This is a genomic window from Microbacterium sp. Y-01 (assembly GCF_003856715.1).
GTDB lineage: Bacteria > Actinomycetota > Actinomycetes > Actinomycetales > Microbacteriaceae > Microbacterium > Microbacterium algeriense.
This window is the reverse complement of record NZ_CP024170.1, coordinates 1,888,672-1,904,021: the sequence shown is the minus strand read 5'-3', so window position 1 is coordinate 1,904,021 and position 15,350 is coordinate 1,888,672. Positions and strand designations below refer to the sequence as shown.

The following is a 15,350-nucleotide window of genomic DNA, read 5'->3' as shown; positions in this document are numbered from 1 at the left end:
TCCGCCCGACCCCGCAGACTCACGAACGGAACTCGCAGCGCATGGCATCTACCGCAGACATCAAGAACGGCGTCGTCCTCAGCATCGACGGGCAGCTCTGGAGCGTCATCGAGTTCCAGCACGTCAAGCCCGGCAAGGGCGGTGCGTTCGTGCGCACCAAGCTCAAGAACGTCGTCTCGGGCAAGGTCGTCGACCGTACCTACAACGCCGGCGCGAAGATCGAGATCGAGAACGTCGACCGCCGCGACTACACCTACCTGTACACGGACGGCGACGGCTACGTCTTCATGGATCAGAGCGACTTCGACCAGATCACGGTCGGCGCCGCCACGGTCGGCGACGCGAAGAACTTCCTGCTCGAGAACCAGAACGTCACGATCGCCCTGAACAACGGCAACCCGCTGTACATCGATCTCCCGGCCTCCGTGGTCCTCGAGATCACGTACACCGAGCCCGGCCTGCAGGGCGACCGCTCGTCGGCGGGCACCAAGCCCGCCACGCTCGAGACCGGCTACGAGATCCAGGTGCCGCTGTTCGTCGAGGCGGGCACCAAGGTCAAGGTCGACACCCGCACGGGTGACTACCTGGGCCGCGAGAAGTAAGGCGTGAGCGCCCGGACGAAGGCGCGCAAGCGCGCTCTCGACATCCTGTTCTCCGCCGATGTGCGCGGTGACGACGTCGCCGTCACCCTGGCAGCCGAGGCGAAGCGCGCGGCGAGCGAGCCCGCCCGTGAGGCCTCGTGGCTCTATGCGCGCGAGATCGTCGACGGCATCATCGACCAGCGCGACGAGATCGACGAGCAGATCACGACCCACAGCAGGGACTGGAAGCTGGAGCGGATGCCCGCCGTCGACCGCGCCCTGCTGCGCATCGCGGTCTGGGAGATCCTCTACAACGATGAGGTCCCGACGGCCGTCGCGATCGACGAGGCCGTCGAGCTCGCCAAGGAGTTCTCGACCGACGACTCCGGCGCCTTCGTGCACGGGGTGCTCGCGCGGGTGGCACGCGCCGCCTGACCCCTCCGTCAGCAGGTGCTGTCGGAGGTGCCGGAGAGGATGGGCGCATGGCCCTCTCGCACGATCCGTCCCGCTCGGAGGGATCGTCGTCGGATTGGCGGGCGATCCTCGGGGCGCCTCCCGTCGACGTCGAGGCGAGGCTCGCGCTCGGCATCGAGCTGCGGGTCCGCGACGGACGCGGTGCGAACCCGTGGGCTTCCCGCCCGCAGCGCACGGCGACCGCCCGTGACGTCGCGAAGGGCACCGGCGACATCCTGCTCGGCATCCGCCCGCTGGAGCGGAGCACCGCGACCGGCGCCTGGGTGCACGGGACGGCGACCTGGGACGCGGTGAGACGCTCGCCGACGCAGTACGGCCGCGAACGCTCACGATGGTTCGCCGACCTGCTGAGCATCGCCAGGGACACGCTCCTCTCCGGCACCGCCGGGGACTGGCTGATCGTCGACCTCATCGAGTCCGGCCTGCTCTGGGGGCATCTTCGCGCGGCCGAGGGGGCCGGGATCCCGCTCGTCGCCGCCCAGAAGAGCACGACCGTCCTGCTCGCCGAGCGGGCGGAGATCGGTGCCGCGATCCGGAGGGGTGACGACGGCGGACTCGTCCTCCGTCCTGAGATCACGCTCGACGGTCGCGTCGCAGACCCTGCCGGCGTCCGCGTGATCGGTCACAGCGGCGTGTACGAGGTCGTGCAGCACGGATCCCGGCTCGAGGTGACGCTGGCCGAGGCGGCGATCAGCGAGCCTGTCCACGCACTCCTCGGTGCGAGGAGCGGACTCGAGGTGCCGGCCCACGAGGAAGCCGCGTTCCTCCGCGACGCGTACCCCCTGCTCGCGCGGCGGGTCGCGGTGCGTGCCGTCGGCCGCGTCGAGCTCCCGACGCTGCCGGCACCCCGCGCCGTGCTCGCCCTGTCGTTCCTGCGCGGCGACACCGTCCGGTACGCGTTCGAGTGGGACTATCCCGGCTTCGGGCGGGTGCCGTTCCCGGCCGGCGGCGAGGCCGTCCGCGACACGGCTGCCGAAGATCTCCTCCGCGGCAGGATCCGGGCCGTCTGGACGGAGCGACACGGCGAGGAGCTCGCCGCGACGGGCGCGTTCCACGATGTCGCCGCCGCCGAGTTCGTGACCCGCACCGTGCCGGCGCTCGAGACGGAGGGCGTGACCGTGGCCGTCTCGGGTCGCCGGAAGGATTACCACGAACTGACGGGTGCACCGGAGATCACTGTCTCGACCGTCGAGAGCAGCGACCCGGACTGGTTCGACCTCGGCGTCCTGGTCAAGATCGACGGACGCACGATCCCGTTCGAACCGCTGTTCACGGCGCTCAGCAAGGGGCGCAGGAAGCTCCTCCTGGTGGACGGCAGCTACTTCTCCCTGAACCACCGGGCACTGGATCGTCTGCGGGAGCTGATCGAGGAATGCGGCGAACTGGATGAATGGGAGACCGGGCCGCGGATCAGTCGCTACCAGACCGACCTCTGGGAGGAGTTCGAGGACCTCGCCGACGAGGCACTGCCCGCGGTGACCTGGCGGGCGACGGCGGAAGGTCTCCGGCAGGCGGAGTCGGTGCCCGCTGTCCCGGTTCCGAGCGGTCTGCGCGCGGAGCTCCGCCCGTACCAGAAGGACGGGTTGGACTGGCTCGCGTTCCTCTGGAGTCATCGTCTCGGCGGCATCCTGGCGGACGACATGGGGCTGGGCAAGACGCTGCAGCTGCTCGCGCTCCTGATGCATGCCCGCGAGGAGGGGGAGCGGCGCCCCTTCCTGGTCGTCGCGCCCACCTCGGTGCTGTCCACCTGGCGCAACGAGGCTGCCCGGTTCGTCCCGTCCCTCCGCGTCCACGTCCGGCACAGCACGCAGGGGCCTTCCCTGGCCGAGGCCGTGGCGGACGCCGACGTGGTCATCACGAGCTATGCGATCGCCCGGATCGACGAAGCCGAGTACGCACGCGTCGACTGGGCCGGACTCATCCTCGATGAGGCGCAGTTCGTGAAGAACCCGGCGACGAAGCTCCATCGTGCGGTGGCCTCCTTCCGCGCGGATGTGACCTTCGCCGTGACCGGGACGCCGATGGAGAACAGCCTCAGCGAGCTCTGGGCGCTGCTGAAGCTCACCGCGCCGGGACTCTTCGCCTCTGCACGGAAGTTCCGCGAGCAGTACATCCAGCCGATCGAGCAGGGCAAGGTCCCCGAGAACGAGGAGGGCGGCGCGTACCGGCAGCGGCGTCTCGAACAGCTGCGTCGGCGCATCCGCCCGTTGCTCCTGCGGCGTACGAAGGAGATCGTCGCGCCTGACCTCCCGGCGAAGCAGGAGCAGATCCTCGAGGTCGAGCTCAGCTCCGCTCACCGAGCGCTCTACGACACCGTCCTGCAGCGCGAACGGCAGAAGGTGCTCGGGCTGCTGGAAGACCTCGATCGCAACCGCTTCATCGTGTTCCGCTCGCTCACGTTGATGCGCATGCTCAGTCTGGCCCCCGGGCTGGTCGATCCGGCGGATGCGGGGATCGGCTCGCGCAAGCTCGACGTGCTGCTCGAACGGGTGGTCGAGCTCCAGGCCGAGGGCCACCGGGCGCTCGTCTTCAGCCAGTTCACCTCGTTCCTCGACCTCGCGGCCGAGCGTCTCGACATCGCGGGCATCCCCTACGCGCATCTGGACGGCTCGACCCGCCACCGCCAGAAGGTCGTCGACGGCTTCACCGCGGGGGAGCAGCCCGTCTTCCTGATCAGCCTGAAGGCCGGCGGATTCGGTCTGACGCTGACCGAGGCCGACTACGTGTTCCTCCTGGATCCGTGGTGGAATCCGGCGGCCGAGGCGCAGGCGGTCGACCGCACGCACCGCATCGGCCAGGAGAGCCAGGTGTTCGTGTACCGGATGATCGCCACCGGCACGATCGAGGAGAAGGTGCTCGACCTGCAGCGCCGCAAGGCACGGCTGTTCACCGCGGTGCTGGACGACGAGGCCCTGTTCGCGCAGTCGCTCTCCGCCGAGGACATCCGCGGCCTGTTCGGGGGGTGACCCGAATAGTCCCGGCCGGGTCGACCGGTCGCACAGGGAGCCCTCGGTACAATCGAACGGTTCACTTTCGGGAGGAATGCAATGCGGATCACGGGACTCGGTCACGCCGGGATGTTCATCGAGACGGTGGGCGGGAACATCATCTGCGACCCGGTCCTCGGGCCGTCGTTCTACGGCTCGTGGTTCCCGTTCCCGGACAACCGGGGCCTCGACTGGGAACGGCTCGGACGTGAGGCGGACTTCCTGTGGATCTCGCACCGCCACCGCGACCACTTCGACCCGAAGCTCCTCGAGCGGTACATCCGCAAGGACATCGAGGTGCTGCTGCCCGAGTACCCGACCGATGACTTCGAGCAGGACATCCGCGCTCTCGGGTACACGAACATCACCTACGCGCCGGCCGGCCAGGTGATCCAGCGCGGCGAACTGAAGATGATGATCACGCCGCTCCGGGCGCCCAGCGACGGCCCCATCGGGGACTCCTCGCTGAGCGTCGACGACGGCACCGGCTCGATCCTGAACCAGAACGACTCGCACCCGCTCGACCTCGAGAAGCTGCTCGACTTCGGCAAGCCCGACGCGTACTTCACTCAGGTGTCGGGCGCGATCTGGTGGCCCATGGTCTACGACCTCCCGCTCGACGCCAAGCAGAACTTCGCGCGTCTGAAGCGCGAGGCGCAGAACAAGCGGGCGATGTACTACATCGAGAAGGTCGACGCGCCGCACGTGTTCCCCATGGCGGGGCCGCCCATGTTCCTGCGCGACGACCTGTTCCAGTTCAACGGCACGGGCCAGAACGGCGAATCGATCTTCACGGATCAGAAGCAGTTCCTCGCGCACATGAAGGAGCTCGCTCCGCAGTACGACGGACAGCTCTTCATCCCCGGCACCGTCGTCACGGTCGAGGGCGGCGAGGTGACGAGCGAGCAGACCCTGTACACCGAGGCCGAGATCGCGCACATCTTCGACGAGAAGTGGGAGTACCTCGAAGAGCAGCGTGCGAGCCGGCAGCAGGAGATCCGCGACGAGGAGGCCTCCCGCGCCGAGATCATCCCTCCCGCCGAGATGCTGACTGCGATCAAGGAGTGGTGGGAGCCGCTGCTGAAGAAGTCCCGCACGATAAGACTCGGTGTCGGCGGATGCGTCCGCTTCCGCATCGGCGAGCTGGACATGGTGGTCGACTTCCCCCGCGCGAAGGTCCGCGAGTACGCGGGCGAGGAGTGCATCTACTGGTACACGATCCCCGCCGATCTGGTCTCGACGAACATCGTCGACCACGAGATCGACTGGTCGAACTCGATCTTCCTCTCGATGCAGTTCTCGGTGGGCCGCAGCGGCAAGTTCAACGAGTTCCTCACCACGTTCCTCAAATGTCTCTCCGTCGACCGCATCGAATACGTCGAGAACTGGTACCAGGAGCAGACCGACCAGACAGAGGATGCCGAGATCGGCGACTGGGTCGTGCAGCGCCGCTGCCCGCACCTGCGCGCCGACCTCACCAAGACCGGCAAGGTCGACGAGGACGGCATCCTCACGTGCAGCATGCACGACTGGAAGTGGGATCTCAAGACCGGCCGCTGCCTGTCGACGGCGGGCCACCCGATCCGTTCGTCCAAGATCGACGACGTGACCGACCCCGTTCTGCAGGAAGCCAGCTGATCTATCGGAGCCTTCACGCTCCGATAGACTGACATCACAAGCAACCTTTAACACCGTCCTGTGAGGCGGAGAAGGGAGCGGCCGATGAGCATGCGCACCGTGCTGCACGAAGCCGACATCTCACGAGCGCTGACCCGGATCGCGCACGAGATCCTCGAGTCCAATCGAGGAGCCGGGAACCTCGTCCTGCTGGGCATCCCGACCCGCGGAGTCACTCTCGCCCACCGCCTCGGCCTGCTGATCAGCGAGATCGCGCAGCAGTCCGTCCCGGTCGGCTCCCTCGACGTCACGCTGTTCCGCGACGACCTCGCGAAGCACCCGACCCGCTCCCCACAGCCCACGGAGATCCCCGTCGGCGGCATCGACGGCAAGACCGTCGTCCTCGTCGACGACGTGCTCTTCTCCGGCCGCAGCATCCGCGCCGCGCTGGACGCGATCCAGTCGATCGGCCGTCCGTCGGTGGTGCGCCTCGCGATCCTGGTCGACCGCGGGCACCGCGAGCTGCCCATCCGCCCCGACTTCGTGGGCAAGAACATCCCCTCCGCCCGCACCGAGCGGGTCAACGTGCGCCTGTTCGAGAACGACGGCGCCGAGGAGGTGACGATCGGCGAATGAGACACCTCCTCGACACCCGCACCCTCGACAGGACGACCGCGCTGCGCATCCTCGACGTCGCCGAGGACATGTCCGACACGCAGTCCCGCGAGGTCAAGAAGCTCCCCACGCTGCGCGGGAAGACCGTCGTCAACCTCTTCTTCGAGGACTCCACTCGCACGCGCATCTCGTTCGAGGCCGCCGCCAAGCGCCTCTCGGCCGACGTGATCAACTTCGCTGCGAAGGGCTCCAGCGTCTCGAAGGGCGAGAGCCTGAAGGACACGGCCCAGACGCTCGAGGCGATCGGCGCCGATGCGGTCGTGGTCAGGCACCCGGGCTCCGGCGCCCCGCAGACCCTCGCCACCAGCGGCTGGATCTCCGCCGGCGTGGTCAATGCCGGCGACGGCACGCATGAGCACCCGACCCAGGCACTGCTCGACGCCTTCACGATCCGCAAGCGCCGTTTCGGCGGGGACAGCCGCGGACGCGATCTGAGCGGGATGCGGGTCGTGATCGTCGGCGACGTGCTGCACTCGCGCGTCGCCCGCTCCAACGTCTGGCTGCTCGCCACGCTCGGCGCCGAGGTCACCCTGGTCGCGCCGCCGACCCTGGTTCCGCAGAACGTGTCGCTCTGGCCGGTCCGCGTCGTCTACGACCTCGACGAGGCGCTGGCGGAGGAGCCGGACGCCGTGATGATGCTGCGCATCCAGCTCGAGCGCATGAACGCCGCGTATTTCCCGACTGAGCGGGAGTATTCCCGGCGGTGGGGGCTGGACGCACGGCGCGTGGCCGGCCTTCCGGCAGGTAGCATTGTGATGCACCCCGGACCCATGAACCGGGGACTGGAGATCTCCTCGGAAGCTGCCGATTCCCCCCGCTCGACGGTGCTGGAACAGGTCACGAACGGGGTGTCCGTCCGCATGGCGGTGCTGTACCTGCTGCTGGCAGGAGAACGAGACGACGAACGAGGGGGAGACCTGTGAGCGAGACCCTCGTCATCACCGGTGCGAAGCTGCTCGGCGCCGAGAGCGCCGACATCATCATCGAAGACGGCCGGATCGCCGAGATCGGGACGGGTCTCACCCGCACGGGTGCCCGCGTGATCGACGCTGCGGGCCTGGTCGCGCTGCCGGGCCTCGTCGACCTGCACACCCACCTGCGCGAACCCGGGTACGAAGCGTCCGAGACGATCCTCACCGGCACGCGGGCGGCAGCCGCCGGCGGCTTCACGGCCGTCTTCGCGATGCCGAACACCTCGCCCGTCGCCGACACCGCCGGGGTGGTCGAGCAGGAGCTGGCCCTCGGTGAAGCAGCCGGATACGCCACGGTGCAGCCCATCGGCGCCGTGACCGTGGGGCAGAAGGGCGAGCGCCTCGCCGAGCTGGGCGCGATGGCCACCTCGCGCGCACAGGTGCGCGTCTTCAGCGACGACGGCTTCTGCGTCTTCGACCCGCTCATCATGCGGCGCGCCCTGGAGTACGTGAAGTCCTTCGACGGCGTGATCGCCCAGCACGCGCAGGACCCCCGCCTCACCGAGGGCGCGCAGATGAACGAGGGGACGGTGTCGGCTGAGCTCGGACTGACCGGCTGGCCCGCCGTCGCCGAAGAATCGATCATCGCCCGCGACGTCCTCCTCGCCGAGCACGTCGGCTCGCGGCTGCACGTCTGCCACCTCTCCACGGCGGGATCGGTCGACATCATCCGCTGGGCCAAGAAGCGCGGCATCGACGTCACGGCCGAGGTCACCCCGCACCACCTGCTGCTGACCGACGAGCTCGTGCGCGGCTACGACGCGCGCTACAAGGTCAACCCGCCCCTGCGTCGGGAAGAGGACGTCCTCGCCGTGCGCGAGGGTCTCGCCGACGGCACGATCGACATCGTCGCCACCGACCACGCGCCGCACCCCAGCGAGCACAAGGCGTGCGAGTGGCAGGCCGCGGCCAACGGCATGGTGGGCCTCGAGAGCGCGCTGCGCGTCGTGCACCAGTCGATGGTGCAGACCGGTCTGCTCGAGTGGTCCGACATCGCCCGCGTGATGAGCGCCGCGCCGGCGCGGATCGGACGCCTCTCCGGGCACGGCACACCGCTCGAGGTGGGGCAGCCCGCGCAGCTCACGCTGTACGACGCATCGGTCGACGGCGTGTTCACGGAGGCGGACCTGCACGGTCGCAGCGTGAACTCGCCGTACCTGGGACGCGCTCTGCCGGGACGGGTGGAGTACACGATCCACGACGGCACGCTGACGGTCGCGGGCGGCGCCCTCGTCGAGGAGCTCGGCGCATGAGCGCTCGCGACCTCGCCGTCGCGATCACGATCGCCGTCGCCCTCCTCGTCCTGCTCGTGATGCTGTTCGCCTGGCGACGACGAACGCGCCGCGACTCCGCGTTCACGGCCCCACTGGGCGTCCCCGAGCACGCAGAGGTGTCCCGCCGCGACGAGGTGCTGTACGTGTCGACGACTCGGCACGAGCAGCCGCTCGAGCGGTTGGCGGTCTCACCTCTCGCGTTCCGGGCGCGCGGTGAGCTCGCGCTCACGGATCGCGGCATCGCACTCTGCCTCGACGGTGCGCCGACGGTCTTCCTGTCCGCCGACCGGCTCGTCGCGGTCGACCGGGCCACCGTCACGATCGACCGTGTGGTCGAACCCGGCGGGCTCGTGCGCATCGTGTGGAACATCGACGAGGACACGCCCGTCGACAGCTACCTGCGGCTCGCCACCGGCGATCCCGCCCCCCTCATCTCCGACCTGCGGCGGCTCGTCCCCGCCGCCCCCGACACAGGAGCAACGTCATGACTCTCTCGACTTCCTCCGGAGCGGCCTCCGCCGCCCGGCTGCCCGACCCCGCCGTCCTCGTCCTGGAGGACGGCACCCGCCACGCCGGACGCGCCTACGGCGCGCGCGGACGCACCCTGGGCGAGGTGGTCTTCGCGACCGGCATGTCCGGATACCAGGAGACCATCACGGACCCGTCGTATGCGGGTCAGATCGTCCTGCAGACCGCGCCGCACATCGGCAACACCGGCATGAACGATGAGGACGCTGAATCGCGCCGCATCTGGGTGGCCGGCTACATCGTGCGAGACCCCTCCCGCGTCGTGTCCAACTGGCGGGCCAACGCCTCGCTGGACGAGGTCCTCGTGGAAGACGGGATCGTCGGGATCAGCGGCATCGACACGCGTGCGGTGACCCGTCACATCCGTTCGGCCGGCTCGATGCGCGGCGGCATCTTCTCGGGTGAGGATGCTGCCCTCGACCCCGAGGAGCAGGTGCGCATCGTGCGAGAGGCGCCGGAGATGTCCGGCCGGAACCTGTCGGCCGAGGTCTCCGTGGCCGACGCGGTCGTGACCGCGGCGACGGGGGAGCGGATCGGCAACCTCGCCGTGCTCGACCTCGGCGTGAAGCAGGCGACGATCGACAACCTCGCCGCCCGCGGGTTCGACGTGCACGTCCTCCCGCAGAGCGTGACGATCGAGGAGATCCGCGCGATCGATCCGGTCGCGGTGTTCTACTCGAACGGCCCCGGCGATCCGGCGGCCTCGGGCGACCACATCGAGCTGCTGCGCGCGGTGCTCGACGATCGGCTCCCGTTCTTCGGCATCTGCTTCGGGAACCAGCTCCTCGGCCGCGCCCTGGGACTCGGCACCTACAAGCTGCCGTTCGGGCACCGCGGCATCAACCAGCCGGTGCTCGACAAGGAGACGGGCAAGGTCGAGATCACGGCCCACAACCACGGCTTCGCGGTCGAGGCGCCCCTGGAGGGCTCGTTCGACAGCCCGCACGGCTACGGCAAGGTCGAGGTCAGCCACGTCGGCCTCAACGACAACGTCGTGGAAGGCCTGCGTGCCCTCGACATCCCGGCATTCTCGGTGCAGTACCACCCGGAGGCCGCGGCCGGACCGCACGACGCCAACTACCTCTTCGACCGGTTCCGCGACATGGTCATCGCCAACAAGACTTCGGTCGCCGCGCCCGTCGAGGCGCAGGGACCCACCCAGGGAGACGCAAAGTAATGCCCAAGCGCGACGACATCAACTCCGTCCTCGTCATCGGCTCCGGTCCGATCGTCATCGGTCAGGCGTGCGAGTTCGACTACTCGGGCACCCAGGCGTGCCGTGTGCTGCGCGAGGAGGGCGTCCGGGTCATCCTGGTCAACTCCAACCCGGCGACCATCATGACGGATCCCGACTTCGCCGACGCGACCTACATCGAGCCGATCACCTGGCAGGTCATCGAGACGATCATCGCGAAGGAGCGTCCCGACGCGATCCTGCCGACGCTCGGCGGACAGACCGCGCTGAACGCCGCGATCCAGCTGCACAACCACGGCATCCTCGAGAAGTACGACGTCGAGCTCATCGGCGCGAACTTCGAGGCGATCAACAAGGGCGAGGATCGTCAGATCTTCAAGCAGCTGGTCCTCGACGCCGGTGCCGACGTGGCGGACTCCCGCATCGCGCACACGATGGACGAGGTGCTCGCCGCCGCCGACGAGCTCGGCTACCCGTTGGTGGTCCGGCCGAGCTTCACGATGGGCGGCCTCGGTTCCGGCTTCGCCTACGACGAGGAGGACCTGCGCCGGATCGCCGGCGCCGGCCTGCGCGACTCGCCGACCACCGAGGTGCTCCTGGAGGAGTCGATCCTCGGCTGGAAGGAGTACGAGCTCGAGCTCATGCGCGACACGGCCGACAACACGGTCGTCGTCTGCTCCATCGAGAACGTCGATCCGGTCGGCGTGCACACAGGCGACTCGATCACGGTGGCCCCGGCGCTCACCCTCACCGACCGCGAGTACCAGAAGATGCGAGACATCGGCATCGACATCATCCGCGCCGTCGGCGTCGACACCGGCGGCTGCAACATCCAGTTCGCGGTCGACCCGTCGAACGGGCGCATCATCGTGATCGAGATGAACCCGCGCGTCTCGCGTTCCAGCGCCCTCGCCTCGAAGGCCACGGGCTTCCCGATCGCGAAGCTCGCCGCCAAGCTGGCGCTCGGCTACCGTCTCGACGAGATCCCGAACGACATCACCGGCGTGACCCCTGCCAGCTTCGAGCCCACGCTCGACTACGTCGTCGTCAAGGTGCCGCGCTTCGCGTTCGAGAAGTTCCCGGCCGCCGATGCGACGCTGACCACGACCATGAAGTCGGTCGGCGAGGCGATGGCGATCGGGCGCAACTACGCGACGGCGCTGCAGAAGGCCCTCCGCTCGCTGGAGAAGCGCGGTTCGAGCTTCCACTGGGGCCCGGAGGAGCGTTCCGTGGAGGAGCTGCTCGAGATCGCGAAGACTCCGACGGACGGGCGGATCGTGACGCTGCAGCAGGCGCTGCGCAAGGGCGCCACCGTCGAGCAGGCGTTCGACGCGACGGCCATGGACCCCTGGTTCCTCGACCAGATCGTGCTGATCAACGAGGTCGCCGAGATCGTCCGCACGGCACCGGAACTGGACGCAGCCACCCTGCGCTACGCCAAGGAGCACGGCTTCTCGGACGCACAGCTGGCTCAGCTGCGCGGCGAGACCGAGGCGGAGGTCCGCGGGGTCCGGCACGCGCTCGGTGTGCGTCCGGTCTACAAGACGGTCGACACCTGCGCCGGCGAGTTCCCGGCTCTCACGCCCTATCACTACTCCAGCTATGACGCCGAGACCGAGGTCGCCCCATCGGAGCGCACCAAGGTCGTCATCATCGGATCGGGCCCGAACCGCATCGGCCAGGGCGTCGAGTTCGACTACTCGTGCGTCCACGCCTCGTTCGCGCTGTCCGACGCCGGGTTCGAGACCGTCATGGTCAACTGCAACCCGGAGACGGTCTCGACCGACTACGACACGTCGGACCGCCTGTACTTCGAGCCGCTGACGCTCGAGGACGTGCTGGAGGTGCTCGATGCCGAGGCGGCCAGCGGCACGATCCTCGGTGTCGTCTGCCAGCTCGGCGGACAGACCCCGCTCGGACTCGCCAAGGGCATCGAGGCGGCCGGATACACGGTGCTGGGAACGAGCCCGGAGGCGATCGACCTCGCCGAGGAGCGCGAGCTCTTCTCGCGGCTGCTCGACGATGCCGGGCTGCTCGCCCCGCGCAACGGCACCGCGATCGACGTCGAGGGCGCCGTCCGCATCGCCGAGGAGATCGGCTACCCGGTCCTGGTGCGTCCGAGCTTCGTGCTCGGCGGCCGCGGCATGGAGATCGTGTACGACACCGCCTCGCTGCGCGACTACTTCGTCCGCACCGCCGGCGAGGTCGTCATCGAGGAGGGCAAGCCCCTTCTGGTCGACCGCTTCCTGGACGACGCCATCGAGCTCGACGTCGACGCGCTCTACGACGGCACCGACCTGTTCATCGGCGGCGTCATGGAGCACCTCGAGGAGGCGGGCATCCACTCGGGCGACTCCAGCTGCACCCTGCCGCCGGTCTCGCTCGGCCGCACCGACGTCGACCGCGTCCGCGAGGCCACCCTGGCCATCGCCGAGGGCGTCGGCGTGCGCGGTCTGCTGAACGTGCAGTTCGCGATCAGCGCCGGCGTGCTGTACGTGATCGAGGCGAACCCGCGCGCCAGCCGCACGGTCCCCTTCGTGTCGAAGGCGCTCGGCATCCCGATGGCGAAGGCCGCGAGCCGCGTGATGACGGGCTCGACGATCGCCGAGCTGCGGGCCGAGGGCATGCTGCCGGAGCAAGACGGCTCCCGCGTCCCGCTGGACGCCCCGGTCTCGGTCAAGGAGGCCGTGCTCCCGTTCAAGCGCTTCCGCACCGCGGACGGCAAGACCGTCGACTCGGTCCTCGGCCCGGAGATGCGCTCGACCGGCGAGGTCATGGGCATCGACCGCGACTTCCCGACGGCGTTCGCGAAGAGCCAGGCGGCGGCCTACGGAGGCATGCCGACGTCGGGGACCGTCTTCATCTCGGTCGCCGACTCCGACAAGCGGGCGGTCATCCTGCCGGCGCACCGACTGCAGCAGCTCGGCTTCACGATCGTCGCCACCGAGGGGACGGCGGAGATCCTCTCGCGCAACGGCATCGCCGTCACGGTCGTGGAGAAGTACAGCGAGACGCAGGAGAGCGGCGCGAAGAACATCGTCGACCTCATCAACGAGGGCGCGATCGACATCGTCGTGAACACCCCCTCCGGCGGGGCCGCTCGAGCGGACGGCTACGAGATCCGCGCCGCGGCCGTCGCCGCGGACAAGGCGCTCTTCACGACCATCGCCGTGCTCGGCGCTGCCGTGAGCGGGATGGACGCCGCCCACGAGGGCTTCCAGGTGAAGAGTCTGCAGGAGTACGCACTGGACCGGAAGGCGGCACTGTGACCGCACGCTTCGGAGAACGGGTCCGCTCCGCACTGCGCGGAGCGGGTCCGCTCTGCGTCGGCATCGACCCGCACGGCGCCCTGCTCGCCGACTGGGGTCTGCGCGACGATGCCGGGGGAGTCCGCGACTTCGGCCTGCGCGTGGTCGAGGCGGCGGCCGGGCGTGCGGCGTTCGTGAAGCCGCAGGTGTCGTTCTTCGAGCGGTTCGGATCTCGCGGCATCGCCGCACTGGAGGACGTGCTCGCCGCCGCGCGGGCTGCCGACCTCCTGGTGATCGCGGACGCGAAGCGCGGGGACATCGGCTCCACCATGGACGACTACGCCAAGGCGTGGCTCACCCCCGGCTCGCCCCTGGAAGCGGACGCCCTCACGGTGAACCCGTATCTCGGGGTCGGCGCGCTCGACGGCGCGTTCACCCTCGCGGAGCAGCACGGGAAGGGCCTGTTCGTGCTCGCCGCGACCAGCAACCCCGAGGCCGCCTCGATCCAGCGCTCGACCGATCCCCGATCGGAGACCGTGTCGGCGCAGGTGATCGCCGAGGTCTCGCAGCGCAACGCCACACGGTCGCGTGCCGAGGAATGGGGCAGCTTCGGCTTCGTGATCGGCGCCTCGGTCGAATGGACGCAAGCGGGCATCGCCCCGTTCGCACCGCTCGCGCCGATCCTGGCGCCCGGCTTCGGAGCCCAGGGGGCGCGTCCCGCCGACCTGCGCGGCCGGTTCGGCACGCTGTCCGAGGCGGTCATCGCGAACGAGAGCCGCAGCATCCTCGCCGCGGGGCCAGCCGATCTCGCGGGAGTCGTCTCCGCCCGCGCAGCCGAGTACCGCGAGGTGGCACATGTCTGACGTCCGCCGCACCGTCCCCGAGGTCGACAGGGCCGCGGCCGCCCGCCGCGCCGTCGAGCGTCGCCGCGCGAGGGCGTCGATCAAGCGCGACCTGACGATGCGCGTGGTGACCCCGCAGACCGTCCTGCACCGTGCGTCGGCCGACCCCGACTCGGTCGAGGGCTCGATGCGCATCACCGACTTCCTCCTGGCTCTTCCCGCGATCGGCGCGGGAAAGCGCGACCGCGTGCTGGAGGAGCTGCACATCTCCCCGGTGAAGCGTCTCGGCGGGCTGGGCGCCCGTCAGCGCCGTGTGCTCGAGGAGTGGCTCGACAGCCGATTCCCCGTGCCGTCGCCCCGTGGTGCGCGCAGCCGCCTCCTCGTCCTCGCAGGCCCGACCGCCGTGGGCAAGGGAACGGTCGCGGCCCACATCCGCGAGCACAATCCGGAGATCCACCTGTCGGTGTCGGCGACGACCAGACCGCCGCGACCGGGCGAGGTGGACGGCGTGCACTACTACTTCGTGGACGATGCGGAGTTCGATCGGCTGATCGCCGAGGGCGAGCTGCTCGAGTACGCCGTCGTGCACAACCGATCGCGCTACGGCACTCCTCGCGCGCCGATCGACGCCGCTCTGGCGGAGGGCAAGACCGTGCTGCTGGAGATCGACCTGCAGGGCGCGCGCCAGGTGCGTGCCGCAGAACCGGCGGCCACGCTCATCTTCCTGCTGCCGCCGAGCTGGGACGAACTCGTGCACCGCCTGGTCGGGCGCGGCACCGAGGACGCCGAGGAGAGGGCTCGTCGGCTGCGCACCGCCAAGGTGGAACTCGCCTCGCAGAACGAGTTCGACCACCTCATCGTGAACGAGGACGTCGCCACCGCGGCCCGCGAGGTCGTAGAATTGTCTTCAAGCTCTGCGCGCTGAGCGTCTTCGCGCGCCTATCGCACCGTCTTCGCG

The 15,350-nt window shown here is 69.3% G+C and carries 12 protein-coding genes; all 12 read left to right on the top strand.

The window, feature by feature from the left end:
- The first annotated feature begins 41 nt into the window (after nucleotides 1-41).
- The 12 genes from efp to gmk all read left to right on the top strand — a co-directional run bounded on the left by efp (nucleotide 42) and on the right by gmk (nucleotide 15,317).
- Nucleotides 42-602, top strand: a complete 561-nt coding sequence (gene efp, locus CSX12_RS08955; RefSeq protein ID WP_017204373.1) for an elongation factor P — start codon at nucleotides 42-44, stop codon at nucleotides 600-602.
- 3 nt (nucleotides 603-605) lie between these two features.
- Nucleotides 606-1,016, top strand: coding sequence for a transcription antitermination factor NusB (nusB, locus tag CSX12_RS08950; RefSeq protein ID WP_124895555.1), 411 nt, complete (start codon nucleotides 606-608; stop codon nucleotides 1,014-1,016).
- Nucleotides 1,017-1,063: 47 nt separating this feature from the next.
- On the top strand, nucleotides 1,064-4,021 hold the full coding sequence (locus CSX12_RS08945; protein WP_124895554.1) for a DEAD/DEAH box helicase: 2,958 nt from the start codon (nucleotides 1,064-1,066) through the stop codon (nucleotides 4,019-4,021).
- Between the two features lie 81 nt (nucleotides 4,022-4,102).
- Nucleotides 4,103-5,680: a Rieske 2Fe-2S domain-containing protein gene (locus CSX12_RS08940; RefSeq protein WP_124895553.1), complete on the top strand. Its 1,578-nt coding sequence runs from the start codon at nucleotides 4,103-4,105 to the stop codon at nucleotides 5,678-5,680.
- A gap of 84 nt (nucleotides 5,681-5,764) precedes the next feature.
- Complete coding sequence (gene pyrR, locus CSX12_RS08935) at nucleotides 5,765-6,295, top strand: bifunctional pyr operon transcriptional regulator/uracil phosphoribosyltransferase PyrR (protein WP_124895552.1); 531 nt, start codon at nucleotides 5,765-5,767, stop codon at nucleotides 6,293-6,295.
- Nucleotides 6,292-7,257 (top strand): aspartate carbamoyltransferase catalytic subunit, encoded by a 966-nt coding sequence (locus tag CSX12_RS08930; RefSeq protein WP_017204378.1) that lies wholly within the window; start codon nucleotides 6,292-6,294, stop codon nucleotides 7,255-7,257. The genes pyrR and CSX12_RS08930 overlap by 4 nt, the downstream gene beginning before the upstream one ends.
- Nucleotides 7,254-8,558: a dihydroorotase gene (locus CSX12_RS08925; protein WP_017204379.1), complete on the top strand. Its 1,305-nt coding sequence runs from the start codon at nucleotides 7,254-7,256 to the stop codon at nucleotides 8,556-8,558. Before CSX12_RS08930 ends, CSX12_RS08925 begins: the two co-directional genes overlap by 4 nt.
- Nucleotides 8,555-9,067 (top strand): hypothetical protein, encoded by a 513-nt coding sequence (locus tag CSX12_RS08920; protein WP_017204380.1) that lies wholly within the window; start codon nucleotides 8,555-8,557, stop codon nucleotides 9,065-9,067. The genes CSX12_RS08925 and CSX12_RS08920 overlap by 4 nt, the downstream gene beginning before the upstream one ends.
- A complete protein-coding gene (carA, locus tag CSX12_RS08915) occupies nucleotides 9,064-10,284 on the top strand; it encodes a glutamine-hydrolyzing carbamoyl-phosphate synthase small subunit (protein ID WP_124895551.1) in 1,221 nt (406 codons plus the stop codon). Before CSX12_RS08920 ends, carA begins: the two co-directional genes overlap by 4 nt.
- The gene (gene carB / locus CSX12_RS08910) at nucleotides 10,284-13,571 is read left to right on the top strand and encodes a carbamoyl-phosphate synthase large subunit (protein WP_017204382.1); all 3,288 of its coding nucleotides are present in this window, start codon (nucleotides 10,284-10,286) and stop codon (nucleotides 13,569-13,571) included. Before carA ends, carB begins: the two co-directional genes overlap by 1 nt.
- A complete protein-coding gene (gene pyrF, locus CSX12_RS08905; protein WP_124895550.1) occupies nucleotides 13,568-14,413 on the top strand; it encodes an orotidine-5'-phosphate decarboxylase in 846 nt (281 codons plus the stop codon). Before carB ends, pyrF begins: the two co-directional genes overlap by 4 nt.
- On the top strand, nucleotides 14,406-15,317 hold the full coding sequence (gmk, locus tag CSX12_RS08900; RefSeq protein ID WP_017204384.1) for a guanylate kinase: 912 nt from the start codon (nucleotides 14,406-14,408) through the stop codon (nucleotides 15,315-15,317). The genes pyrF and gmk overlap by 8 nt, the downstream gene beginning before the upstream one ends.
- Nucleotides 15,318-15,350: the final 33 nt, after the last annotated feature.